The organism is Agromyces agglutinans (assembly GCF_009647605.1).
GTDB lineage: Bacteria > Actinomycetota > Actinomycetes > Actinomycetales > Microbacteriaceae > Agromyces > Agromyces agglutinans.
Window position 1 is genome coordinate 580,045 of sequence record NZ_WJIF01000001.1, and the last position, 24,356, is coordinate 604,400.

Below are 24,356 nucleotides of genomic sequence, written 5' to 3' on the forward strand. Positions count from 1 at the left end.
GCACGCAGCGCTGGCCACGTAGGGAAGGTGATCGAATTGCCAACGAATCCCGGCTCCCGCGCCGACCGGGAGGCCAAGCTTTCCGAGCTCCACGATCAACTCACCGCGGCAGTCGAAGCACTGGTCACCAGTGAGCAGTGGGTGCGCGCCCTCGAATTCGCCGCACGCTTCCGAACCCGCTCGTTCAATAACGTGCTGCTCATCCACGCACAGCATGCCACCGCATTCGAGGCGGGTCTCGTTCCCCATCCGACGCCGACGTACGTCGCCGGATTCCGGCAATGGCAGGAACTCGGCCGAAGAGTCGCCGCCGGTCAGCACGGCTACAGCATCCTTGCACCGCTGACTGCGCGCGTCGCAACCTCCGAGCCCACTCGTCCGGATTCGTGGCGACCACTCGGCCGCGGCGAGCGTCCGCGCGCCGGCGAAGTCGTCCGGTCCAAGCTCATCGGGGTACGACGCGCATACGTGTGGGATATCTCCCAGACCGACGGTCGTCCACTCCCCGAACCTCCGACGCCGCAACTTCTGCGGGGCGATGCGCCTCAAGGCCTGTGGGACGGGCTTGCCGCTCTCATCGACAACGCGGGTTTCGCACTCACCACCTCGGACGACCCCACTCTCGGCAAAGCCAACGGCCGCACCGACTTCCTGGGTCGCACGGTGATGATCCGCGGCGACCTCGATGCGGCTGCGCAAGTCAAGACGCTCGCGCACGAACTCGCCCACGTGCGCATGCATGACACGATGACCGAGGCGGCGGCTCTCCATCGCGGCATCGGCGAAGTCGAGGCCGAGTCGGTCGCTCTCATGATCGGCGCCGCGCACAGCATGGACACGACCGGATACACCATCCCGTACGTGAGCGGCTGGGCTTCGACCGTTTCGGGCAAGACCCCCATCGAGGTCGTGCAGGCTGTCGGCGAGCGCGTTCGTCGCGCGGCCGCCGACATCCTCGCGAACCTTCCGGCCGGGCAGCTCGGCACGGCCGACCTTCCCGGGCTCTCTCGGGCGACCTCGCCGATGCCGCCGTCGATTCCCACGGCGACGACCGCTCCGCCGAACCGATCAGTCGAGCACGCTCGACCACGGAGGTTGGCATGAACATCGGGGAACTGTTCCTTCACGCGACCTCGGCGAGCGCGCGCGACGCTGCGTACGCGTTCGCCGACGCGGGCATCCCGGTGTTCCCCTGCCTCCCAGACGGAAAACGCCCGCTGACACCGGCCGGGTTCCACGACGCGACGACCGAGCTCACCATCGTGCGGTCGTGGTGGGCGACCTGGCCGAGGGCGAACCTCGGGATGCCGACCGGCGCGGCATCCGGTTTCGACGTCATCGACGTCGACACCGGCGATATGGGCACCGGGTTCACGGCGCTCGAGTCAGCCCGAAAAGCGGGCCTCCTTGACGGAGAGGCCGCCCGGGTGCGAACGCCATCGGGCGGGCTCCACATCTACTACCCGACTGATCCCGATGGTGATCAGCGGTGTTGGCAGTCCGCGTTCGCGCACATCGACTTCAGGGGCGAGGGCGGATACATCATCGTGCCGCCCTCGACTGTGCGGGGCATCGCGTACCGCCTGTCCGTGCTGCGCGCCGGCGCGCAGCATCCGGTCGATGCGACTGCGTTGCGGGAGCTGATCGATCCACGACCGCCGCAGACCCCCAATCCGCGAGACGCAATCCATCACGCAGATCCGGACCGCTTGGCCCGTTGGGTGCTGCATCTTCAGGAGGGCGAACGCAATCACGGACTCTTCTGGGCGTCCTGCCGACTTGTCGAGGCAGGCTACTCCCCCACGGCCATCGAGACGACGCTCGGATCTGCTGCGGCGAGCGTCGGACTCTCCGCTCGCGAGATCGCCTCGACGATCCGCTCGGCGAGCAGGCAAGGAGCACCTCAGACCGCTACCACCTCGCCGACCTGGAACGAGCCTCGCGCATCAACGCGACGCGAGAGTGATGCTCCATGGCTGGCATGATCGCGCGGCGCCCCGATGGTGTGCGCGTAGCGACCGTCACGGCCATCGTTGGAACGGTGTTCATTGCGGCCGGGGCGTTCTGGCTCTCGTTCATATCGCTGAGCGACCTCGCGCGGCGATCGGGGATCGATACGGCGCAGGCTTGGGTGTGGCCGCTGATCGTCGACGGAATCATCGTCGTCGCAACCGTGGCAGCCGTCGCGCTCGCGCGCTCGCGGGTGGCGTGGTATCCGTGGATGCTGCTCGCGGCCGGCGCCGCGATCTCGGTCGTGGCGAACGCGATCCACGCCGTGGTCGCCGAGACCACAGAGGTTCCCCTCGTGCTCGCGGCGGCCGTCGCTTCGGTGCCGCCACTCGTGCTTCTGGCGATCACCCATCTGACGTCCGTCCTGGTTCGCACGCCGCACCCGACTCGTGACGCGAGACAAGTCCAGGCGGCTGCGACGCCGGAAGCAAACACACAGGTCGTCGCCCTCCGGGCTCCCGAACCGGCGTCGAGCGCGCTTGCACCCCGCGACGATGCGTCATCACTCCGGGCGCTCGGCTGGTCGCACTCCGCTATAGCCCGAAAGCTCGGCGTCCACCCGTCGACGATCAGCCGGTGGCTGCGCGATCACGCCGGCGCACCTACGTCGCACAGCACGCTGACGGAAGGCGCGAACGATGGATGAATACGACCTCGAAGAGTACAGCCGCAGAAACGCGAGCGGCCTACGCCCGGGCTCTTCCGTCGATGCGAAGTCGAACGATGTCGCAGATCGCATCCGGATGGCGCTCGCACGCAGCGCGCATAGCCCGGATAGCTCCGCGCTGGACCCGACCCACGACGAGCAACACGGCCAGCGTCCCGGAATCACGTGGGTCCGGGCATCCGATCTCCTCAACGCAGGCAGCGGCCGCATCGCCGGCCGCAGTTTCGACCTCGAGACCGAACTCGCACGGCGCCTACGCCGAGCACCCGCGACGACCCGTCGAGCGATCCGCGAACGAGCGGCAAAGCTGCCTCCCCTCTCCGAGTTCGGCCGCAGCCCCGAGCACGCCCACTTCAGCCGACCCGGGATGGGACGGCGGTGAGTCATGGGCATCCTGCAGACCGCGGCAACACGCACCGATCCGACAGGAGGTGCCGCGATGGACTGGAGCTCGGAGAGGGAACCCGAACCTGGAGCCTTCCGCAGGTCCGAAGGCCTGAGGAAGTTGCTCAAGCGATTGCATGAATCCGGGCCCGGTGCCTGGCGCACCGACCCTGAGGCCAACGCGCTGCTCCAGTTCGCCGCAGAAAAGTACTCGGCTCTGGCGCGCAAGCATGGCCTCGACCCGTGGGAGGCGGCATCCGCGGCATTCGATGCGATGCGCGCGCCCGCGACGCTTCGTGCCGATGACCCTTGGGCGCTCGTCACCCGTGCCGTGCAGATCACCTGCATTGCCGAGGAACGCGCGCAGGGTTTGCTCTGCTCGGTGCATCAGGCACGCCGCGCGAAGGTGTCGGTGTTCCACGACGCCGAACGGTTCAGCGATCGCGAACACGAGCTGCCCGAGTACCACCCGGCGTTCCGTACCGCTCCAATCGATGCCCAACCAGACAGCGCGCCCCGCGAAGACGTGCAGGCCGCTGTCGCCGATGCCATCATGCTCTTCACCCTTCTTGGTTGGCCGAACGACCGCGCGCGCGTCGGCGTCGAGTACGTCTGCGGGCGACTCGCGGATGCCCCGTCACGACCTTCGGCGTACGAGTCGCTCCGCCGCGACTATGCGGCGCGCGCCCAGCTCGACCTGCCGCAGCAGGCCTGGCTCGCAATGCTCAAGGCACTCTTGGGATGCTGCGACCCGCTTCACCAGCACACCGTCGCGGGACGCGGGGTTCTGCTGCGCTTGATCGTCGGCGAACCGCTCCGTGCGCTCCTGCACGACGACGACCTCGTCACCGGCATCGTCGTCAACACCCCATGGACGAGCGCATGACCGGAGCCCACGGCCACATCGAGCTCGAGCGGGCGATCGACTCGATTCGCGTCGGCGCCCGCCATCGCACTGACCTCGGCGACGTCGACGAACTCGCCGCGTCCATCGAGCGACAGGGGTTGCTGCAGCCGATCACCGTCACACCTGACGGAGACCTCGTCTGCGGCGCACGACGACTCGCCGCACTGCGGAAGCTCGGTGTACGCACGCTCAGCGTGTGGGTGCGGTCGGGCATCTCAGACGGCCTTGCCCGGCTGCTCGCCGAACAGGACGACAACGCGCTGCACAAGCCGCTCGCCCCGACCGAAGCCGCAGGGCTCTACCGCGAGGTCAAGCAACTGCTCGCCGAAGACGCGAAGCGGAGGCAGGCGGGGAGCCGCTTCCACTCCGGCGTCGCTCAAGTACCCGGTGCCGCACCCGGTGCGGCACCGCAGCGACGGGGCGACGGCGACGCCCGCGCCCAGGCCGCCCAACTTGTGACCGGCAATCGGTCGTACAACACGCACGAGCGCATCGGCGAGCTCCAGCGGATCGCCGCGGACGAGGATGCCGCAGAGGAGCAGCGTGCCGAAGCGGCGCGAGCCCTTGCCGCCATCGATGCCGGAGCACCGGTAAAGCCGCTGCTCCGCGCCGTCACCGGTGCCCCTGAGCTCGAACGGCTCGCGCAGGATGCCCTCGCTCGCGTTCGCGCCGAGCGGCGGTCGAAGCGGCGCGGGCGTCAAGCCCAGCCCACCAATGACACTGCGGAGATCGTGAAGCTCCCGATCCGTGCGTTCGTGTTGCAGTGGAGCGATCTGCAGCAGTGGTGGTTTCGCTTCGACGCCGAAAAGATCGCCGCAGACCTCACCGACTCCCAGCTCGAGGAATTCGAAGCGACCGTGGCCGGCACCGTCGAGTTTCTTGCAAGGATCCGAGCGCTTCGACGCGGAACGCGCGCTGTCGCGCTTTGACTTGCGCACCTTCAAGGCGACCGCGCATTGGATCGCTGAAGGGAGGCCGCACATGACGTTCGCCAATCGTCGCCGACTGCTCATCGCCGTGCTCGCGGGCGCCGGCGTACTCATCGTGCTCGTCGGCATGGGGGTCTTCGGGTTGCTGCGTGGACCGGCCGGATCCGCCGATGACCACGAGGTTGCCAGCGCAGCCTTGACCACGACCCCAGTGGCCTCTCGTGCCGCACCGGCGACGCCAAGACCGCTCGCGGAGACATCCGACCCTGAACGCTTCGCCCGTGCCGTCGCGCGCGCGCTCTACGACTGGGACACTCGCACACCCGACAAACTGTCGGAGTGGGTGCAACCGATCATCGACGCAGCCGAACCCGATGAGCAGCCAGGTGTCGCCGCCGACGTCCGCGCGTACCTGCCGCCAACGCAGGCGTGGGAACAGTTGAGCGCCTACTCCACGCAGCAAACGCTTCGAATCGAGTCGCTGCGGGCCCCGGATGCCTGGGCCACCGCCTTGGCCCAGGCGTCTGCCGAGCAGATCCCACGCACGGCAACTGCGCTCACGGTCACCGGTACGGCGGAGCGCGCCGGCATCTGGAATCAGGAGTCAGTCACGAGCGCACGACGCGTTGCCTTCACGGTCTTCCTTGACTGCCCAGATGACTCATCGTGTCGACTGCTCCGACTGTCCCGGCCCGACGCGCCGCTGAGATGAGCCCCTATTGAGCAAGCTGCTCCTGATTCTCGTGGTGCTGCTGTTCGCCAGCCCGCCGATCGCCCTCGTCAGCGTCGCGGCGATGGCGAACCCGGCGCTCCAGAGCTGCGCAGCCGGCTCGCTCATCGTCGCCGATGTGCCGGAGTCGCTCACCGCGAAGACTCGATCGGGCCAGACCATTCAGCTCGATCGTCGACAACTCTCACACGCCGCGACCATCACAACCACCGGGTGGCAGGTCGCGGGCGTCGGCCGCGACGGCATCATCATCGCGCTGATGGCTGCCCTCACTGAGTCGAGCCTGCGGATGCTCGCGAATCCGACCGCCTATCCTGAGTCGGCCGACTTCCCGAACGACGGGAGCGGCTCTGACCACGATTCGCTCGGCCTGTTCCAGATGCGTCCGGCGGCCGGCTGGGGCACCGTCGCCGAGCTGATGGATCCGAAGTACCAGGCCCGTGCGTTCTTCGGCGGGCCCACAGGCCCAAACGCTGGGTCACCGCGCGGTCTGCTCGACATCGCCGGCTGGCAGCAGGTCGATCGCGGCGCGGCTGCCCAAGCTGTCGAGGTCAGCGCCTTCCCGGACCGATACGCCAACTACGAACCAGTTGCCGAGACGATCCTCGACGCGCTCACCAAGTCTCGGAAGGGCGGTCCGGATGCCGCGCCCCCGCGCATTCCCGAGAGCGCGCGAATCGTCTTCCCGCTGCCTGAGGGCGCCTATACGAGCACCGACAGCTTCGGGTGGCGCACCGATCCGTACTCCGGCGATCGCAGATTCCACGCAGGGAGTGACCTCGCGGCGCCGCTCGGCACGCCGATTCTGGCCGTCGCAGACGGACGGGTCGTGTTCGTCGGCGAACGCGGCACCTACGGCGGATTGATCATCCTCGAGCACACCGTGGGCGGGCAGAGTGTCGCCTCGTACTACGCGCACCTCTACGAATCGGGCATGCACGTCGCGGTCGGCGACACGGTCGCCGCCGGCCAGCGCATCGGCGACGTCGGCTCGGCCGGCAAGTCGACCGGCCCGCATCTCCACCTCGAGATCCACCCTGGTGGGCAAGACCAGCCCGCCGTCGACGCGCTTGAGTGGCTCGCCGCACACGGGGCTGCTGGTGTCGACGACGCCGAGATCTCGCTCACCGCCTGCACACGCGAAAGGATCCCGTGATGGACGTCTTCCCTGATTTCGGCGCCGTCGGTGCAGCAGCCGAGCTCCGCACGATCATCGGCGCACTCATGACCTACGTGCTGATCTTCGCTGTGCTCATGATGATCGTCAGCGGGGTGACTTGGGCGCTCGCGACCGCCCACGGCCACTACCAGACAGCGACGAAGGCGCGCATTGGACTATGGATCGCATGCGGGGCTGCGGCGCTCACGGGATGCGGGGTCGGTTGGGCGCAGTTCGTGCTCGAACTCGGGACGAGTCTTTAGCAGCAGTCTTGGCGAGTCGCCCATGGCCCTCGCGAAGAATACACAAGACAAGACGCCAGTGCTGATGTCGCCGAGTCAATACCGTCGCGGTGACCCTTGAGTTGGGGTGGGCGGAGATGCCGAGTTGCCCGGCCGGGTGCGTCAGGATGGTGGCGTGCGCCAGAGCGGCGCCCGATGTGTATGGTTTGGATGGCTTTGGCGAAAAAGAGCCTGACCCCTGCGAGTCTCGCGCGGGAGTTGAATCTCGAGATCGACGATGTTCTTCTACTTCTGTGGGATGGAGGGATCGAGTACCCCACTTCCGCCGATTCAGTCATTCGACCTGGAGATCACAGCCTCGCGTTCGCAGCTTGTGGAGCCGCTTCGGTGAAGAGTCGCCTGCTGGTCGAATACTGGTCGACAACGCTTGGCATGTCGCGTGAGGAGCTTCGATCCTGGGCCAAGTCGCTCGGCGTGACGATCGGTCCGAATGCGCGACGCTTGCCCAAGGGGGCTCTCGCTCGTTTCGAACGCGCCACTCGGAAAAGCGAAGCCCGTCAGCAACAACGCGCAGATCTCGTCCTAGCCGCGGCGGCCAGTGCCGGCGAACCCAAGTCGTCAATGTCTTGGCGCGAGATCGGGCACATGAGGGAAGGTCTGCGTTACCTGGGTGCAGATGAAATTGAGCAGATCCACTTCCAGATTGCGCAGGACTTCAAAGACACGCCTGACCCGATAGCGCCAGCCGGAGTGAGGAGTCAAGAGCTCCTCGCGAGCGCAGCCGGTCGACCGTCCGCCGGCCTCGGCTCGTTCCGCAAGTATCCCACGGTGGAAATGGCAGCAGCGGCGCTCGCTCACTCGGTCATTCACAACCATCCGTTCTACAACGGCAACAAGCGGACGGCGCTTGTCTCGATGATGGCGTTCATGGACGAGAACGGGTTGGTTCTGACCTCTTCGCAAGACGAACTCTTCAAGTGGACTATTCGCGTCGCGGGACACAAGCTAGGCGCGAGCAAGTTCATTGGAGACAGGAGCGATATCGAAGTTCAACTCATGGCTCAGTGGCTTCTCCAGCACAGTCGCGGCATCGAAGGCGGCGAACGAGTTGTGACCTTCGCGGAGCTTCGCCGACGGCTGATCGCGCTTGAATGCACAGTCCAGATCACAGGCAACCGCGGCGGACGAGCTGTCGTCGAACGCACAGTGACTATCAACCGTCCTTCGCTCGTGGGGACGCGTAGCAAACAGGCGCGACGGCGCTACAACGTCCCGTACGGTGGCGAGGGACGCCAGGTGGCGCGGAGTCGCATCAAGGAATTGAGGCGGGAGCTGCAGCTTTCCGACGAATTCGGTGTGGACTCAGCGACGTTCTACGGCACAGACAAGCTCCCGGTCGATGCGTTCATCGCGGAATATCGAAAGACATTGCGCCGTCTGGCAAGGGTCTAGCTGACCCTTCATCATCGGGACGGACGCGCATCCGAACGCCGTCGCAGGCCTCGCCGATCCAATCGCATCCGCCTGGCGTCATCCTGCGCACCTCCCAGTCGAACGCAGGATCGACCGAGGAGCGCACCGTGATCGACATCATTCCGAACGGCACCGGCCTTCCAGGCATCGAGCAACTGCGCGTCATAGTGGGCGCAGTGATGACGATCGGATTGATCCTCGCGGTGCTCGCGCTGATCGTGGCCGCGATCGTCTGGGGGTTCGGTGCGAACTCGTCCAACCCGCACCTCGCCTCCCGCGGCAAGTCCGGTGTTCTCATCGCGTGTGGGGCGGCGATCATCTGCGGCGCTGCGGTGACGTTGACGAACTTCTTCTGGGGCGTCGGCCAGTCCGTCTGAGTGGCCCCGGCATCCATTCGAGTGAGACGATGAGCGTCTGCGACGTCCCCGTCATCGCCGAAGTGTGCACCGCCGTCGGCGAGGGCACCGCGTCACTCGTGACCGCGCCGTTTGACTGGCTCGCGGCCGCGATGGGCTCGGCCGCGGCGTGGATGTTCGAGGCGGTCTGGACGGCCTTCGACACCACGACGCTCGTCGACGTTACCGACCCGAGCTACCTAAAGGTCTTCAACGTCCTCTTCGGCCTCGCTGTGTTCGTCACACTCATCTTCTTCTTTCTGCAGCTCATCGCCGGCATGATCCACCGTGACCCGACGGCACTCTCCCGCGCCGGTATCGGGCTGGCGAAGTCGACCCTCGGCTCGTTCGTCATCGTCACCCTGACAGCCCTGCTGCTCGAGATCATCGATCAGCTCACGATCGGCATCGTGCAGGCGACCGGCAACACCATGGAAGGGATGGGTGATCGCATCGCCCTACTCGCCGGCGGGCTGACCAGCATCCAGATCGCCGCACCCGGAGTCGGTCCGATCGTGACGATCTTTCTGGCTGCTCTCGCAATCAGCGCGGCCGCGATCGTCTGGTTCTCCCTCCTGATCCGAAAAGCCCTGCTGCTCGTCGCGGTCGTATTTGGACCGATCGCACTTGCCGGATTGACCTGGGATGCCACGAAGGGCTGGCTTCCGAAGTGGATCTCATTCGTCGTCGCGCTCGTGCTGTCGAAACTCGTGCTCGTCGTGATCTTCCTCGTCGCGATCGCCCAGGTAGCCGCCCCGATCGATGCGGACCTTGCGTCGATCAGCGACCCGATCGCGGGCATCGTGCTGATGTTCGTCGCTGCGTTCGCCCCGTACATCACGTACAAGTTCCTAAACTTCGTCGGCTTCGACATGTACCACGCGATGTCGAGCGAGCAGGAGGCGAAGTCCGCGCTGAACCGACCCGTGCCGGTACCCGGCGGGCCGGGGCTCGACAGCGCGAAGAAAATCCTCGACGGCGGCAAGTCCGCCGATCCAGGCGCGCAAGGCGGTCCCGCGCCCACTGGCGCGACCGCAGGTCATGCAGGCGCTCGATCGACCAGCGGTACGGGTAGCACCGGAAGCGCCGCAAGTGCCGCTCCGGCGAGCGCCTCCAGCGCGGGAGCCAGCGCTGCTGGAGGCGCTGGCGCTGGAAGCGCCGCAGGCGCAGGTGCTGGCGGCGCGGCATCCGCTGCCGGACCCGCCGGACTCGCCGTCGCGGCGGGCGCCCAGGTGGCGGGCGCTGTCGCGCGCGCTGCGCCGCGAGCGGGTGGTGCAGTTGCCGGAACCGCCGACACTCACCTCGGCAGTGCGGCCGAGACGGCGAGTCCCCCGCCGCCCAGTGCGCCGGTACCTACGGCCCGGTCGACGACTCGTCCATCTATGCCGTCGCCACGCCCATCGGGCGCGCCCGCCTCACCCCCGCCCCGCACAGGAAGCAAAGGATGACCCATGCGCATCACCGCTACCGAGGCCGACTACCGGCTCGCACCCGTGCAGTTCTCGCGGCTCACCCGCCGCGGCATCCTGCTGGGTCTCTCGACACCGCAGCTCATTGCGCTCACGACGGGCCTGCTCATCCTCGTCAGCTCCCTCTACACCGCTGGTGCATCCGGTGTCGCCTGGACGTCGCCGATCTGGGGCACCGCGGCGCTCAGCGCCGCAATCCCGATCGGCGGGCGCAAGGTGGTCGAGTGGGTGCCCATCACCACCAGATGGATGCTGCGCGTCGCGCGCCATCAGCTCACCTACCGACGCCGAATCATGCGGCCACGCCCCGTAGGCACACTCGCGCTGCCCGGCGACGCGGCCGCCCTCCGCGAATGGGAGGACCCGGAAAGCGGCGCCGTGATGATCCATGATCCGCACCACCAGACCCTCACCGCGATCGTCCTGATCTCACACCCTGCATTCGCACTCCTCGACCCCGGCGAACAGCACCGACGCGTCACCGGCTGGAGCCGCGTGCTCGCCGGGGCATGCCGCTCCGGCCGCATCGCCCGCATACAGGTCAACGAGCGGACTCTGCCAGACTCCGGAAGCGGGCTCGCGGAGTGGTGGGCGCACCACGGCTTCGACGACGACTCATGGGCCGCCAACACCTACCGCGAACTCATCGAACGCGCCGGCCCGGCCGGCGAACGCCACGCGACGACCATGAGCGTCGCCCTCGACCTGAACGGCGCGGCCCGCCAGATTCGCGCCTCCGGCGGCGGAATGCGCGGGGCGGCCGACGTGCTCCGCCAAGAACTGCTCGTACTCAACAGCGCGCTGCGCTCGGCCGACCTCATCGTCGGCGGCTGGCTCAACGCTTCCGAGCTCGCCGCAGTGCTTCGCACCGCCTACGACCCTACGGTCGGGATTCACCTCGAGCGGCATCCGGACATCGGTCGCGACCTCGCCACCGCCGGGCCCGTCGCCGTCACCGAAAGCTGGGACCACCTACACAGCGACTCCGCCTTCCACGCCGTGCTCTGGATCAGCGAATGGCCGAGGTCACAGGTCTACCCCGGCTTCCTCAGCCCCCTCGTGTTCACCAACGGCGTCCTACGCACCATCGCCCTGCACTACCTGCCCGTCCGCGCCGACGCAGCGGCCCGCGATCTCCGGAAGAAGAAGACTGAACTCATCTCCGATGCGCACCAACGCAACCGCATCGGACAGATCGAGGATGCCTCTGCCACCGCAGAGTACGAAGACGTGCTCCAACAGGAGGCCGACCTCACGGCGGGCCACGGAGTGCTGCGCGTCACCGGACTGATCACGATCACCGCCCCGACCAGCGACGAATTGGATGCCGCAGTCGCCGCCGTGGAACAGGCAGCGATTCAGGCCTCGTGCGAGGTGCGTCGGCTCGTCGGGCAGCAGGCCCAGGCCTTCACGGCAGCAGCGTTGCCACTCTGTCGATCGGTCTGAGGTCCGAACCGCGAGCATCGGCACCGAAGTCAGTTGCGTCGCCGAACTGGGGCGTGACGCCTGCCAGACGTTCTTCGACTGCCGCGCGCGGCAGTCGAACCAGCTCGACAGGGCTGCATCCCGCAATCGCGCATCCGGCGACGAACGGCCGCCAGGCATCCGGATTTCGTGCCACCCTCAGGTGACCGAGCCGAACAGCGCCTTGTACGAAGCCGCCGACGCACCTGTCTTGCGAAGCATCCTGATTGGAGCCGAGCATGCACCTCTTCGAGCGCGACGAGCCGTCCACGCGGTGGATCAGCGTGGTCTTCCTCCAAGGTGATGAAGCCGAGGAACTCCTCGACCTGATCGATCGGGAAGGGCCGATCTCTGCGATCTACCGTCTCAGCGACCACGACGACGGCGACGCCACTGTCGAAGCCGCACTGGAAGCCGGATACGTCTACGACAAAGTGCCGGCCGGCAGCACCGACCACACCATCGAGCCGTTCGGCTCCCCCTACGCGCTCACGTACTCGGACACCTTCGGATACGTCTCGCTGCTCCGCCGGTACGAACCCGCGCCGGAGCCCAGTCGCGCCGTGCACGCGCCATTCGAACCATTGGCCGACCCCGCGACCAATGCCCTGCGTGCGCCCACGGTGCCTTCCGGCGCGCGGTCACGCGCGAGCCATGCGGTCGCGCTGTGAGCATCGACGAGCGCCTGCACACTGCGGCGTTGGTCAGCCCGCGTGATGAACGTCGACGAGAGAGACGGGCACGGCAACGCGCTGCATCCGCGCTCGAAAAGGATGCCCGTCGGGCCCGCGAGGCCGACCGCCGCACGCGCGTTGCCGGCGAGCGTGCCGAGGCACGCCAGGCCGGCTACCTTCCGGCCGCTGGCGAGCCTGGGCCCGCATCGCTTCGCACGCCGGGTCGGCTGAGACTGCCGAAGCATCAGGACACGTCCGCCACGCTCGCCGGTCACTATCCGTTTCTCGCCGAAGCCGGACTCGGCTCGGCGGGCGTATTCGTCGGTCAAGACCTCTACTCAGGCGCCTCGTTCGTCTACGACCCATGGGTGCTCTACCAACGCGGCATGATCACCGCGCCGAACGTCGTGCTTGCCGGCATCGTCGGCTCGGGTAAGTCGTCGCTCGCGAAATCGCTCTACACCCGTTCGCTGCCCTTCGGGAGGCGCGTGTACGTGCCCGGCGACCCGAAAGGCGAGCACACCGCCGTCGCCGAAGCAGTCGGCGGCAAAGCCATCATCCTCGGGCATGGACTGCGGAACCGCCTGAACCCGCTCGACGAAGGGCACCGACCCGCCGCTGCCTCCGATGCTGAATGGGCCGCACAGCTCGCCTCGCGCCGACGCGACCTCATCGGCGCCCTCGCCGAGACCGTGCTCGACCGCCAACTCACGCCGCTCGAGCACACCGCCATCGACCTCGCCCTCGCCGACGCCGTACGAAGCGCGCCGGTGCCGATCCTGCCGATGGTCGTCGACCGCATCCTCAGCCCTGATCCGACGGACGACCCGGAGCACCGCCTCGCCGAAGACGGCCGCCTCGTCGGCCACGCACTCCGCCGCCTCGTCGCCGGCGACCTCGCCGGCCTTTTCGACGGCCCCTCCACCGTGCGCTTCGACCCGACCCTGCCGATGGTGTCCCTAGACCTCTCCCGCGTCACTGAGAACTCGACTCTCATCTCGGTGCTCATGACGTGCTCGTCGGCTTGGATGGAGGGCGCCCTCGCAGACCCTGACGGCGGTCAACGCTGGGTCGTCTACGACGAAGCTTGGCGCCTCATGGCCTACCCCGCCCTGCTCCGCCGAATGGACGCCCAATGGCGCCTCGCCCGCCACTACGGCATCGCCAACATGCTGATCTTCCACAAGCTCACCGACCTCGACAACGTCGGCGACTCCGGCAGCGCCATGCGCGCCCTCGCGTCGTCACTGCTCGCGAACGCAGAGACCCGTATCGTCTACCGCCAGGAGCCGGATCAGCTCGGCTCGACAGCCGCGGCCCTCGGGCTGTCGGGAACGGAGCAGAAGCTGCTCCCCACGCTCGGGATTGGCCAGGGACTCTGGCGCGTCAAGGACCGCAGCTTCGTCGTGCAGCACCAGCTGCACCCCGACGAGCTCGCGGCGTTCGATACGACGGCGCGGATGACGGGAGCTCTCGCACTCGCAGATTGGGATTCGTCCGCTGAGGGTTCAGCACCATGCAGAATTGGCGCTGGATCCGAGGCCTGTCACGGTGATTAGCTTCGCTCGGATCCGATGTTCGCGGGCGGTGCGCGATGAGCGGATTCAACCCAGACCGGATGTCACCTCGTCGCGCAGCACACCCCTCCGCGACGCAGGCGTCGGTGTGCCCGAGGTAGGTAGAACTCAGCTACCTGGGCTCAGTCGAGGAACAACGTGCGGGCAGTAACCGATATCGGCATCCCGGTCGAGGCCCTCGACCTCGTCGACCGCACTTCGACGTATTATCGCGCCCGGAGATTCCACGACGTCATCGTGGGCTTATCGGAGGCTCGGTAGCACCTCGATACGTGGCCGACGGGCGAGTGTACGCGCTCGACTGTGTAGGTTTGGCTCATGTCTAGCCTGGTTCCCCTCGCTCAGATTTTCGCTGTTCGTTCGGCAACCCGTACTGAGGCAGACGTCCAGCAGAATCTCGGCGCGTTCCTCACACTCGCTCCTCTTGGCTTAGCCGATAACCAGGTGTCGAAGGTGGAGGTTCCGACCGGCGATGGCACGCGGCGGCGAATCGACGTCGAGTACGGGCGACTCATCATCGAAGTGAAGAAGGACCTCACGGTCGCAAACGCCGTGACCAAGGCTGAACCGCAGCTTCAGGGGTATCTGAAGGTCAAGCGCGACGCGACCGGCGACGAGTACGCGGGCATCATTACCGATGGCGTCGAGTGGCTGCTCTATACGCTCGCCGGCGACGAGTTCAAGCAGGTTCAGACGTTCACGATGAAGCGCGCGGATTCTGACAGCATCGAGCGGCTGACTAACTGGCTCGACGGCATACTCCTCACGGGCCCGAAGCTGAAGCCGACGCCTGACCGCATCGAGGAGCGGCTCGGGGCGAGCTCGCCGCGGTTCCGTCTTGACCGTGCACGCCTCGAGGCGCTATACAACGACCAAAGCAACGATGCCGAGACGACGCTGAAGCGCGAACTCTGGGCCCGGTTGCTCCGCACGGCGCTCGGCACGAACTTCGAGGATGACGCGGCACTGTTCCTCGACCACACGCTCCTGGTCATCGAAGCCGAGATCATCGCGCACCTCGTTGTTGGCATCGACCCCTCAACGCTCGAATCTGATGCAGTGCTCGCCGGCGCGGCCTTTAAGTCCGCCGGCATCATCGGCGTTGTCGAGGCCGACTTCTTCGACTGGCCCGCAAAGGTCAATGGCGGGCCCGCAATCATCGCCGACCTGGTGCGTGAGCTCGGGCAGTTCACATGGGAGGACGTCGAGCACGACGTGCTCAAGCACCTGTACGAGGCCATCATCTCGCCGGAGACGCGCAAGGGGCTCGGCGAGTACTACACCGCCGACTGGCTCGCGAAGGCAATCGTCGATGAGCGGGTCACGGACCCGCTGAATCAACGGGTGATGGACCCGGCATGCGGTTCGGGGACATTCGTTTTTCACGCCGTGCGACGATTCCTGGATGCAACGGATGCGGCTGGGTTCGCGAACCGCGATGCGCTGACATTGTTGCAGGAGACCGTATTCGGCATGGACATCCACCCCGTATCGGTGGTTCTGGCCCGGGTGACGTATCTGCTCGCCATCGGGCCGGAGCGATTGCAGGACCGAGGCACGCTCAGCATTCCAGTCTTCCTTGGAGACTCGGTGCAGTGGGGCCGCGGGGCCGGCGCACTCAGCAGCGACGTCTTCACAATGGAAGTAGATGCAGAAGACCTCGCTGGAAGTGAGGCTGAGGACGAACAGCTCGCCGGGTTCGCCGAGACGTTGACCTTCCCGCTCGGCTCCGACCCCACCGAGCTCGACATGCTCATCGCCGACCTCGCTGACCTCGCCGCGCAGTACACAGATGCGACCAGGCCCATCCCTGTTATCTCGCACATATTGAAAGCGCGTGGGGTGAAAGACCCGCAGGCCGACGTGGTGAGGGCTTCATTCAAGACACTCTGTGAACTGAACGCCGCCGGTCGAGACCACATCTGGGGTTACGTCGTTCGCAATCAGATCCGGCCGCTGTGGCTCGCGCGGAACCCGGTGGACGTGCTTGTCGGAAACCCGCCGTGGGTGGCCTACCGCTACATGACGCGCACGATGCAGTCGCAGTTCAAGGCGATGCTCGAGTCGCGAGAGCTGTGGACCGGTGGCGCGGTGGCGACCAACCAAGACCTCGCGGCGCTGTTCATCGCCCGCACGGTCGAGGTCTTCCTCAAGCCCGGCGGTAGCTTCGGCTTCGTAACGCCCTACGCGGTGCTGTCGCGCTTGCAGTATGAGTTGTTCCGCACCGGCGACTGGCTCGATGCCGACCCGCTGCACATTAACGCAGCGTTCGAGACACCGTGGGATTTGGCCGACGTGCGTCCAGACCTCTTCCCGGTGCCGTCAGCGGTCATATTCGGCACTCGCGCAGACGAAGCTGTCGCGCTGCCGGAGGAGGTCATCGCATTTCGTGGTCGTGTTGGCCACATCCTGCGTGAAGACGACACGGTCATCCAACTGTCGGCCGACGACGCCTATCTGTCGCCTTACTCATCGCGGCCGATTCAGGGCGCAACGGTCGTGCCTCGCGTGCTGACCTTCGTCGACGAGGTGCCCGCCGGAATGCTTGGACGCCCTGCAGGAACAACCGCGGTGAAGTCGGCGCGCAGCACGCAGGAGAAGAAGCCGTGGAAGCTACTAGATTCGGTCGAGTCACCTGTAGAGGAGTCCTTCGTTCGAGAGGTGCTGCTCGGATCGAGCATGGTGCCCTATCGGGTCGTTTGGCCGCACAAGGCGGTGCTCCCCATCACTGACAGCGGCGTGCTGAAGCCCGCCCAGATGTTGCACTACCCGCTGCTTAGCGCCCGCTGGGCGATTGTCGATGGCCTCTACAACGCGAACAAGTCGGCGAAGACGAAGATGAATCTCACTGAGCGCCTCAACTTCCAGAGCGGGCTCACGCGACAATTGCCTGCACCAGCTCACCGGGTTCTCTACACCGCGTCCGGCAATCGCATTGCCGCGGCCTACACCGCGAACACCGACTACGTAATTGAACACAAGCTCTACTGGTTGAAGGTCGACTCGGAGGGCGAGGGACAATATCTCGCGGCCATCTTGAACTCGGATGCTGTCGCCGTCGCAGTTGCGAAACGGCAGTCTCGGGGTCTATTCGGTACGCGAGACATCGACACGCTCCCATGGCGACTCCCGATTCCGGCCTACGACCCTGACAACGAAACGCATGTGGCTCTTGCCGACCTGGGCATCGCCGCGACCGCGACCGCAATGACCATCGACTTCGCGGATGTGTTGGACTTCAAGGACGCTCGTCGGCTCGTGCGAGGCGCCCTGGCTGCGGATGGCACGACCGAAGCCATCGACCAAATCGTCACCCGTATGCTCGACCTCAACCCCTCAGGCTCGGCGATTCTGCTCGGCGACGCGGAGGACGCAGACTTTCCTGACGACGAGGAGTCATAGCCAGCGCCGCACGACGAAGTCCACCGATCCCCCGGGCGCTACTGCCCGCAATCCCGTGGTGTTTCCCGAATTGGCCTTCTAGTGAGTAGCAATCACTCAAGGTCATTGCCCTGGGTCGCCCTCACCTCGATTAGTAGCGGCTCGGCTTTCGACACCTCATCCACCTGTGGCATCGCCTCGAGCATCAGCGTCACCCGCCGAACAATCGCTTCGGGCTGGCTGCGCGCCATCTCCCGCTGCAACTCACGGATCGCGTTATTGTCCACTACCTGCACCGACGACAATATCTTCCACTGCTCATCGGCAAACTGTCTCGCCTCGAACATCGCCCGGAAGCGGGCACACCACTCCTCGGCGGTCATCTGCGGCTTCGCGACGGCGACGTCAGTCCCAGGCGCAGCATCGTCGTCGCACGCATCAGCCTGCGTCGGCATGGTGACGACGTCGGCGGCGTCCATCGGGGATGCGGTGGCCTCGCTCCCCAGTCCACGCACGTTGTTCCAAAACGATCGAACTGCTGGGAGCGCGCGCTCGTTGATGATTTGCTGTACGTGCGGGGTCGCTTTGCGGATGAGGGCGTACCCGCCGACCGCGGCGCCGATGACGGCCAAGATGAGCAGCGCCGCCGCCTGCGCGTCTGCGTCTGGATCCGATTCGGTGGTCGACGACGTCGATTCGTAACTGCTGTCGTCATCGTCTCGCTCCGACGGGTGGAACGATGCGTGATCAGACAACTTCCCCTCGCAGTCGAAGAGGAGCTGACTTAGGCCGCCATCCTCTGATTGCCCGGGTGTCAGCGAGTCGTCGTACTCGTAGTACCCATAGATCTTGGCCATCCAGCCCCCGCAGCTCGTTGAGGCCAGTCAATACCACTCGACCGACACGCGCTTACGCGAAAGTGGACTTGCACGTTGGCGATGAGCGGGGACCTTCAGTTCACTGAGGTGAATCCCGCGTGCGTCATCGATAACGGCTGCGACCTGTGCGCCATCGGCATACCGTGGGCGAGCGCGGAACCGGTCCGATTCGCGACGCGACGGCACGCGTTCACTACGCGAACGCCAACCGGTGAGCGGTGTCTCTCGAGCTCCGCGCTCGCGGGCGCCGAGGATGCGGGCGGCACACCTTCCTCCCACACCAGGAGGCGCAGTGACCGCAGGCGAAGAACGAGACGCGAGGATGGTCCTCGCCGCGGTCTCTGAACCAGCCGACGTCATCACCAGCACGTTGATCGCGCGCGTGGGTGCGGTTTCAACGGTCGAGCTGATCGCGAACCGCTTATCACTGCCGAGCGATATCGACACTGCCGAGGGCGAGCTGTGGCGTCGACGTCTCGCGCCGCGCATCCATCCCGATGAGCTTGACCAGCAACGTGCCGCGATGGATGCCGCCAACCTGCGTGTGCTCACTCCCGCGGATGCCGACTGGCCGACCGAACTCAATCAGCTCGGCTCCACCGCTCCGATCGCCCTCTGGCTTCACGGTGCACCGGAGTCCCTTCATGCGCCGCTACCCGGCCGGGTGACGATCACCGGTGCTCAGGCGGCGACCGCGTACGGCAGCCACCTCGCTCGCGAACTCGCGGCAGATCTCTCCCGCCGTGGCCGCGTCATCCTCGCCGGCAGCTCACACGGCATCGACGCGGACGCCCACTTCGGCGCCCTGGCGGCCGGGCCGACCGCGACGATTGCCGTCCTCGCGTCAGGGCTCGGTCGCCCCCAATCCGCCGGTCACGACGACTTCCACGAGCGCATCGCCTCGGGCGGCGGCCTGCTCATCTCCGAACTCCCACCGGGTGCATCGCCAACACGGTGGCGATTCCTGCAACGAGGTCGCTTGCTGGCCGCACTCGCGGGCTCGACCGTCGTGGTCGAGGCAGGACGACGGTCAGCCTCGCTGAACGTCGCGGCGATCGCTCACGCGCTCGGTCGCCCGGTCGCGGCCCTGCCGGGGCCTCTCACGTCGCCGACGAGCGCGGGTACACATGCGCTCATCCAGAGCGGTACCGCGACCCTGATCACCGGCGCCGACGATCTCATCCGCCTGACCGACCCCGCTGTCCGCTACGCCGTAGACCGACCTTTCGCGACGGCCAACCCCCATCGCGGCCTGCCCGACGGCCGGCGACGGCTGCGCTAACGCTCATGCGAACCCAGCAGGCCAGTGGCGACCTTGGCAACGAGCTCACGAACGTCGGCCTGGCGATCCTCATCGGCGTCGCAGGGCTCGCGCTGATGCTTCGCGTCGCGGGCAGCATCAGCGCTTGGGTGACCGGGCTCCCCGAACCGGCCGTGGGACCGGAGGGCGGGCTGGCCGTCATCTTGCACCCGTCCGACCCGGCCGGCGCACTCGGAGCGCCCGGCCTGCACCCGGTCGCGTTCTGGAGCGCCGCAGCACTGTTGATCGCTGCGGCGATCACCGGGTTCGTTCTGGTCCGACGGATGCTGCGTGCCTCCGAGCGGGCACGGCTGGCGGACCCGTTCCGGATGCCGGGCATCGCCACTCGTGCAGACGTCACGTACGCCGCATCCCGGAAGCGGCTCCTTCTTCGCGCCGCGCACCTGCGGCCATCCCTCGAGCACCCCGAACCGAGCGATGTCGGCTATCGACTCGGTTCTTCGCAGGGCGTCGAGGTGTGGGCGTCGGTCGAGGACTCGATCCTGGTGATGGGGCCGCCGCGCTCTGGCAAGGGCGTGAACATCGTCATCAACGCGATCCTCGACGCGCCAGGGCCCGTGGTGACCACGAGCACCCGGCCCGACAACCTCGCCGCCACACTGACCGCCCGACGACAACATGGCCCGGTCGCCGTCTTCGACCCCCAACGCTTGGTCCCAGGTATCCCGGCTGGGCTTCGGTGGTCGCCGATCCGTGGTTGCGAGGACCCGCTCACCGCGATCATCCGCGCCAAGGGACTCGCAGCAGGCACCGGACTATCCGCGGGCGGTGTCGACGGCGGCGGGTTCTGGGAGGCGAAGACGCGCGTCGCCCTCCAGTCACTCCTGCACGCAGCGGCCCTCGACCGCCGCTCCCCCGCCGAACTCTTCCGCTGGACGCTCGACCCCGCCGCGGCCGCAGACGCCGCCGCGATCCTGCACTCCAATACGGGGGCTGCGACCGGGTGGGGTGACGCGTTGCAGTCGATGCTCGACGCCGACCCGCGCACCCGGGACTCCATCTGGCAAGGCGTATCCCTCTCACTCGCATCCCTCGCCGACCCGCGCGTGCTCGACGCCGTCTCCCCGACCGACGGCGAACGCTTCGACCCGAAACTCTTCCTCCGCGCCGGCGGCACCGTCTACCTCCTCGCCACCAGTGCCGGGGCCGACAACACCGCCAACCTCGTCGCCGCGTTCATCGAAGACCTCGTCGAAACCGGACGCCGCATCGCCGCCGAATCACCGCGCGCACGCCTCGACCCACCGCTGCTGCTCGCCCTCGACGAGATCGGCAACCTCGCACCCCTGCCATCCCTGCCGGGTCTCATGGCCGAAGGCGGCGGCACCGGCTTCACGACCATGCCGGTCCTGCAGTCCCTCGCCCAAGCACGCTCGAACTGGTCCGACAACACCGCCGGCACGATCTGGGATGCCTCCAACGTCAAGGTCATGCTCGGCGGCGAGTCGAACGCGGGCGACCTGCAGAACATCGCGACCATAATCGGCGATCGTGACGACCTGACCGATGCCACCACCATTGGCGACCGCGGCAGCCGCTCCTCGCAACGCTCCGTCCGCCGCGTGCAGACCATGCCACCCGACACGATCCGCACCCTCCCCGACGGCGCCGGCCTCTTCCTGCTCCGATCTGCACCACCGATCATCGCGAAACTCCGGCCCTGGACCGAACGCGCCGACGCGGCCGCCCTGCAAGCGGGACGCCAGCAGGTCGAAGCCGTGCTGCAGGCGCCGAAGCCAAGGCCGCCGAGCCATGGCGCAGAGACCGACGGCGCTGGCGACTCGGACCGAACGGATGCCTCGGCCTCGGCCGACGACAATGACCTCGAAAGCGCCGCGCTCGACGCCGACAGCCGCGAGGTCGGTTCGTAGAACTCGCCATGCGCACCTCAGCGGTGAGCGCGGATCGTCGATCCGCCCGACACCGGAAGGCCAGTCCAATGACGCTTCGCACCCAGCACTCTCTGTCCGGCTTCATCGCCTCCGATCCGCAACGCACGGTCACCGAGCGCGGCGACTCCCGCTTCTACGTGCGCATCGGGCAGCCGCAGTTCCGCCGCGAGGACGACGGCTCGTTCACCGAACTGCCGCCCGAGTTCCACGACCTCGTCGCGTACCGCGCCACCGCCGACCGCGCCATGACCCGGTTCAGCAAGGGCGACCAGTTCGTCGCCGAGGGCTACGTGCACCGCTACCAGGTCGAGCGCGACGGCCAGGTCGTCGACCGCGAAGAGTTCGTGGCCAAGAAGATCGGCCACGACCTCGCCCGCACCGATTACGACGTCGACCGCACCCGCCGCCATGCCGCCACAGTCCGGCGAGACGCGGAAGCGAGCGCCGCGGAACCGATCACCTCGCCGGCAGCACCGGTCGGTAGCGCGACATCCGCGCTGCACCGGTGAGCACGATGGCGGATGCCGCGTCCCCCGGATCCCCGGCTGATGCTCCTTCGTTGTTGTTCGGCAGCGTACGGTTCGACGACGACGCGTTCGACGACCTCGCCGCGCCGCTGCTCGCCGAGCCGCCGCATCCGATCAATTGGAACCTGCTGACCGCTAAGGAAGCCGAGATCGAATGGGTTCGCCTCAACCGGTGGGTCGACTGGCTCCGACGCACATACGGGCTTCCGGCATCCGTCGTCCCACCGCTGTGGCACCGCCACCCCGAGCTCGTCTGGGAACTCTCCGCCCTGCACCTGCACTGGCTCAGTGCCTACGACCCTGACCAGCACGCCTCCGCACCATTCGGATGGCACCGCGACTTCGCGGACGCGCGCGGCCGCCTCCACGACTGGGTCGCGACCGCCGGCACACGCCTCGATCGCGACCGACCCACCCGCCAGACTGCCTGGCCCGGCGAACCACCCGCCGCCACCATCGACGACGTCGGGATCACGGATCGCAACGACGACTTCGTCGAATTCGTCGTCGCCGACGTCGAACGGCGCCGGGCCGCAGAACGGGATCTGGTGTGATCTCGTGCCCCGAAGTGGGGGCCGGATCTGGTCAGACCGGAGGCGGCGTGCTCATAGCCTGAACTGCGACCCCGTACCCGAACGAGGAGAGCACGTGAGCGCCCCCACATCGCCCGCCGGGTGGTACCCCGATCCCGATAACAGCACCACCGGCCAGCGTTACTGGGACGGCACCGCATGGACCGAACACCGCGCTCCCGGCTCCGCGGCACCGCAGCCGGCACCGGCTTCGACGGCCACGGCGCACCCCACACCCAGCGGAACAGCCACGGCAACGCAGGCCAACCCGTTCCGCCGCGCGATCGCCCTCCTGCTCACCGGGGTCAAGCGGCTCCTCGGACTCATCGGAGCGTGGTTCCGTCGCCTCAACGTGTGGGGCTGGCTCGCGTTCAGCGTCCTCGCATTCCTGACCCTGGTACTCCTGCCAACGGTCGGAGCCGGCGGCGGGCTGATCTGGGTCGGGATCATCGCACTGGTCACCGGCATTTACGCGTTCGCGACGAAGCGACCGTCCTGGGCCGCGATCGCCGGCCGCAAAGCCGCAGCCGGCGTCATCGCCGGCGGGCTCATCGTCACCGTCCTCGGCGGCACAGCCGCCGCCGGAGCATCCGAACCGACCACCGAAGCCCGGCCCTCCACCGCCGCGAGCGCGGAACCCTCCCCTGAACCCAGCCGCACACCCAAGCCGACGCCGACGCCGACCGGGGAACCGGATGCACCTGAAACCGTCGCTGGCTACGACGGCACCGCCGCGGTCGGTGTGGCCGACTCGACCGCAACCCAGGGCACCGCCCTCGCCCTCCTCGACACGTTGCCGATCAAGGGCCGCGCACCGAAGACCGGATACGACCGCGAAGCCGGGTACGGCACCGCATGGCTCGACGTCGACAGCAACGGCTGCGACACCCGCAACGACATCCTCGCCCGCGACCTCGAACCCGAAACGAAGTCCGGCCCCTGCAAAGTCCTCACCGGCACCCTCACCGACCCGTACACCGGCAAGACCATCGACTTCGTCCGCGGAAACACGACCTCCCTCGCCGTGCAGATCGACCACGTCGTCGCACTCATGAACTCCTGGGAGACCGGCGCACAACAGCTCACCCAGGCACAACGCATCAGCCTCGCGAACGACCCCATCAACCTGTTCGCCGTCGACGGCCCGACCAACAGCCAGAAGGGCGCCGGCGACGCCGCTACCTGGCTGCCCCCGAAGAAGGACTTCCGCTGCACCTACGTCGCACGCCAGGTCTCAGTGAAAGCCACCTACGGGCTCTGGGTCACCCAAGCCGAACACGACGCCATCGCGAACATCCTCACCGGATGCCCCGACGAACCCGCCGTCACCTCCGCATTCACCCCGGTCGCCGCACCCGTCGTCGAACCGGCACCCACGCCGGCTCCTGCGCCGGCACCAGCGCCCGCACCTGAGCCGGCCCCAGCGCCCGCTCCGGTCGACGTCTACTACGAGAACTGCGACGCCGTCCGCGCCGCAGGAGCGTCCCCCATACGCGCCGGCGACCCAGGCTACTCCCGCAAGCTCGACCGCGACGGCGACGGCGTCGGCTGCGAATAGACATCTCGCGCGTGCGCGGCAGCGAACTGAATCGCAGCTGCCGGCACCGCTGCGATCGGACCGAGCCGTGGCCACCGCAAACAGCGACCCACGAACGAAACGACCAGATCCCGTCGAGCGCTAATGCAGGCCGATTCGACGGTCTGC

At 67.1% G+C, this 24,356-nt stretch carries 22 protein-coding genes; 21 read left to right on the forward strand and 1 reads right to left on the reverse strand.

Annotated elements, in window-relative coordinates:
- The first annotated feature begins 27 nt into the window (after nt 1-27).
- From GE115_RS02720 to GE115_RS02795, 16 genes are all read left to right on the forward strand, one after another.
- Nucleotides 28-1,104: an ArdC-like ssDNA-binding domain-containing protein gene (locus GE115_RS02720; RefSeq protein WP_312854837.1), complete on the forward strand. Its 1,077-nt coding sequence runs from the start codon at nt 28-30 to the stop codon at nt 1,102-1,104.
- The gene (locus tag GE115_RS02725; protein WP_153683210.1) at nt 1,101-1,985 is read left to right on the forward strand and encodes a bifunctional DNA primase/polymerase; all 885 of its coding nucleotides are present in this window, start codon (nt 1,101-1,103) and stop codon (nt 1,983-1,985) included. The genes GE115_RS02720 and GE115_RS02725 overlap by 4 nt, the downstream gene beginning before the upstream one ends.
- Nucleotides 1,973-2,656, forward strand: coding sequence for a DUF2637 domain-containing protein (locus GE115_RS02730; RefSeq protein ID WP_153683211.1), 684 nt, complete (start codon nt 1,973-1,975; stop codon nt 2,654-2,656). The genes GE115_RS02725 and GE115_RS02730 overlap by 13 nt, the downstream gene beginning before the upstream one ends.
- Complete coding sequence (locus GE115_RS02735; protein WP_153683212.1) at nt 2,649-3,059, forward strand: hypothetical protein; 411 nt, start codon at nt 2,649-2,651, stop codon at nt 3,057-3,059. Before GE115_RS02730 ends, GE115_RS02735 begins: the two co-directional genes overlap by 8 nt.
- A 57-nt stretch (nt 3,060-3,116) precedes the next feature.
- Nucleotides 3,117-3,947: a hypothetical protein gene (locus GE115_RS02740; RefSeq protein WP_153683375.1), complete on the forward strand. Its 831-nt coding sequence runs from the start codon at nt 3,117-3,119 to the stop codon at nt 3,945-3,947.
- Entirely contained in the window at nt 3,944-4,897 is a 954-nt protein-coding gene (locus GE115_RS02745) for a ParB N-terminal domain-containing protein (protein WP_153683213.1), read from the forward strand. The genes GE115_RS02740 and GE115_RS02745 overlap by 4 nt, the downstream gene beginning before the upstream one ends.
- A 52-nt stretch (nt 4,898-4,949) precedes the next feature.
- Nucleotides 4,950-5,609: a hypothetical protein gene (locus GE115_RS02750; RefSeq protein ID WP_153683214.1), complete on the forward strand. Its 660-nt coding sequence runs from the start codon at nt 4,950-4,952 to the stop codon at nt 5,607-5,609.
- Between the two features lie 7 nt (nt 5,610-5,616).
- Complete coding sequence (locus GE115_RS02755; protein WP_246190467.1) at nt 5,617-6,783, forward strand: M23 family metallopeptidase; 1,167 nt, start codon at nt 5,617-5,619, stop codon at nt 6,781-6,783.
- Nucleotides 6,783-7,049, forward strand: coding sequence for a DUF6112 family protein (locus GE115_RS02760; RefSeq protein WP_153683215.1), 267 nt, complete (start codon nt 6,783-6,785; stop codon nt 7,047-7,049). The genes GE115_RS02755 and GE115_RS02760 overlap by 1 nt, the downstream gene beginning before the upstream one ends.
- A 189-nt stretch (nt 7,050-7,238) precedes the next feature.
- Nucleotides 7,239-8,480, forward strand: coding sequence for a type II toxin-antitoxin system death-on-curing family toxin (locus GE115_RS02765; protein WP_172979642.1), 1,242 nt, complete (start codon nt 7,239-7,241; stop codon nt 8,478-8,480).
- A gap of 128 nt (nt 8,481-8,608) precedes the next feature.
- Complete coding sequence (locus tag GE115_RS02770) at nt 8,609-8,878, forward strand: DUF6112 family protein (RefSeq protein ID WP_312854838.1); 270 nt, start codon at nt 8,609-8,611, stop codon at nt 8,876-8,878.
- A 29-nt stretch (nt 8,879-8,907) separates the two neighbouring features.
- The gene (locus tag GE115_RS02775) at nt 8,908-10,344 is read left to right on the forward strand and encodes a conjugal transfer protein TrbL (RefSeq protein ID WP_153683218.1); all 1,437 of its coding nucleotides are present in this window, start codon (nt 8,908-8,910) and stop codon (nt 10,342-10,344) included.
- A 3-nt stretch (nt 10,345-10,347) separates the two neighbouring features.
- The gene (locus GE115_RS02780) at nt 10,348-11,811 is read left to right on the forward strand and encodes an SCO6880 family protein (protein ID WP_153683219.1); all 1,464 of its coding nucleotides are present in this window, start codon (nt 10,348-10,350) and stop codon (nt 11,809-11,811) included.
- 257 nt (nt 11,812-12,068) lie between these two features.
- Nucleotides 12,069-12,500 (forward strand): hypothetical protein, encoded by a 432-nt coding sequence (locus GE115_RS02785; protein ID WP_153683220.1) that lies wholly within the window; start codon nt 12,069-12,071, stop codon nt 12,498-12,500.
- The gene (locus tag GE115_RS02790; protein WP_312854839.1) at nt 12,497-14,062 is read left to right on the forward strand and encodes a putative type IV secretion/conjugal transfer ATPase; all 1,566 of its coding nucleotides are present in this window, start codon (nt 12,497-12,499) and stop codon (nt 14,060-14,062) included. Before GE115_RS02785 ends, GE115_RS02790 begins: the two co-directional genes overlap by 4 nt.
- A gap of 336 nt (nt 14,063-14,398) precedes the next feature.
- Nucleotides 14,399-17,482, forward strand: a complete 3,084-nt coding sequence (locus GE115_RS02795; RefSeq protein ID WP_153683221.1) for an N-6 DNA methylase — start codon at nt 14,399-14,401, stop codon at nt 17,480-17,482.
- A 92-nt stretch (nt 17,483-17,574) separates the two neighbouring features.
- Here the strand turns inward: GE115_RS02795 and GE115_RS02800 are convergent, their stop codons facing one another.
- The gene (locus GE115_RS02800) at nt 17,575-18,318 is read right to left on the reverse strand and encodes a hypothetical protein (RefSeq protein WP_153683222.1); all 744 of its coding nucleotides are present in this window, start codon (nt 18,316-18,318) and stop codon (nt 17,575-17,577) included.
- Between the two features lie 313 nt (nt 18,319-18,631).
- Between GE115_RS02800 and GE115_RS02805 the strand changes: the two genes are divergently transcribed.
- From GE115_RS02805 to GE115_RS02825, 5 genes are all read left to right on the forward strand, one after another.
- A complete protein-coding gene (locus GE115_RS02805; RefSeq protein ID WP_172979644.1) occupies nt 18,632-19,621 on the forward strand; it encodes a DNA-processing protein DprA in 990 nt (329 codons plus the stop codon).
- Nucleotides 19,622-19,626: 5 nt separating this feature from the next.
- Nucleotides 19,627-21,531 carry a type IV secretory system conjugative DNA transfer family protein gene (locus GE115_RS02810; protein WP_153683224.1) on the forward strand — a complete coding sequence of 635 codons (1,905 nt, stop codon included), beginning with the start codon at nt 19,627-19,629 and terminating at the stop codon, nt 21,529-21,531.
- A gap of 68 nt (nt 21,532-21,599) precedes the next feature.
- Complete coding sequence (locus GE115_RS02815) at nt 21,600-22,061, forward strand: single-stranded DNA-binding protein (protein WP_153683225.1); 462 nt, start codon at nt 21,600-21,602, stop codon at nt 22,059-22,061.
- A 50-nt stretch (nt 22,062-22,111) separates the two neighbouring features.
- Complete coding sequence (locus GE115_RS02820) at nt 22,112-22,633, forward strand: hypothetical protein (RefSeq protein ID WP_153683226.1); 522 nt, start codon at nt 22,112-22,114, stop codon at nt 22,631-22,633.
- Between the two features lie 94 nt (nt 22,634-22,727).
- A complete protein-coding gene (locus GE115_RS02825) occupies nt 22,728-24,209 on the forward strand; it encodes a GmrSD restriction endonuclease domain-containing protein (RefSeq protein WP_216648733.1) in 1,482 nt (493 codons plus the stop codon).
- The last annotated feature ends 147 nt before the right edge of the window (nt 24,210-24,356 follow it).

Excerpts from the sequence above, each read along its gene's own strand:
- GE115_RS02725 (WP_153683210.1), top strand. The coding sequence starts at position 1,101 with ATGAACATCGGGGAACTGTTCCTTCACGCGACCTCGGCGAGCGCGCGC.
- GE115_RS02730 (WP_153683211.1), top strand. The coding sequence starts at position 1,973 with ATGGCTGGCATGATCGCGCGGCGCCCCGATGGTGTGCGCGTAGCGACC.
- GE115_RS02735 (WP_153683212.1), top strand. The coding sequence starts at position 2,649 with ATGGATGAATACGACCTCGAAGAGTACAGCCGCAGAAACGCGAGCGGC.
- GE115_RS02740 (WP_153683375.1), top strand. The coding sequence starts at position 3,117 with ATGGACTGGAGCTCGGAGAGGGAACCCGAACCTGGAGCCTTCCGCAGG.
- GE115_RS02745 (WP_153683213.1), top strand. The coding sequence starts at position 3,944 with ATGACCGGAGCCCACGGCCACATCGAGCTCGAGCGGGCGATCGACTCG.
- GE115_RS02750 (WP_153683214.1), top strand. The coding sequence starts at position 4,950 with ATGACGTTCGCCAATCGTCGCCGACTGCTCATCGCCGTGCTCGCGGGC.
- GE115_RS02760 (WP_153683215.1), top strand. The coding sequence starts at position 6,783 with ATGGACGTCTTCCCTGATTTCGGCGCCGTCGGTGCAGCAGCCGAGCTC.
- GE115_RS02765 (WP_172979642.1), top strand. The coding sequence starts at position 7,239 with ATGGCTTTGGCGAAAAAGAGCCTGACCCCTGCGAGTCTCGCGCGGGAG.
- GE115_RS02775 (WP_153683218.1), top strand. The coding sequence starts at position 8,908 with ATGAGCGTCTGCGACGTCCCCGTCATCGCCGAAGTGTGCACCGCCGTC.
- GE115_RS02780 (WP_153683219.1), top strand. The coding sequence starts at position 10,348 with ATGCGCATCACCGCTACCGAGGCCGACTACCGGCTCGCACCCGTGCAG.
- GE115_RS02785 (WP_153683220.1), top strand. The coding sequence starts at position 12,069 with ATGCACCTCTTCGAGCGCGACGAGCCGTCCACGCGGTGGATCAGCGTG.
- GE115_RS02795 (WP_153683221.1), top strand. The coding sequence starts at position 14,399 with ATGTCTAGCCTGGTTCCCCTCGCTCAGATTTTCGCTGTTCGTTCGGCA.
- GE115_RS02800 (WP_153683222.1), bottom strand. The coding sequence starts at position 18,318 with ATGGCCAAGATCTATGGGTACTACGAGTACGACGACTCGCTGACACCC.
- GE115_RS02810 (WP_153683224.1), top strand. The coding sequence starts at position 19,627 with ATGCGAACCCAGCAGGCCAGTGGCGACCTTGGCAACGAGCTCACGAAC.
- GE115_RS02815 (WP_153683225.1), top strand. The coding sequence starts at position 21,600 with ATGACGCTTCGCACCCAGCACTCTCTGTCCGGCTTCATCGCCTCCGAT.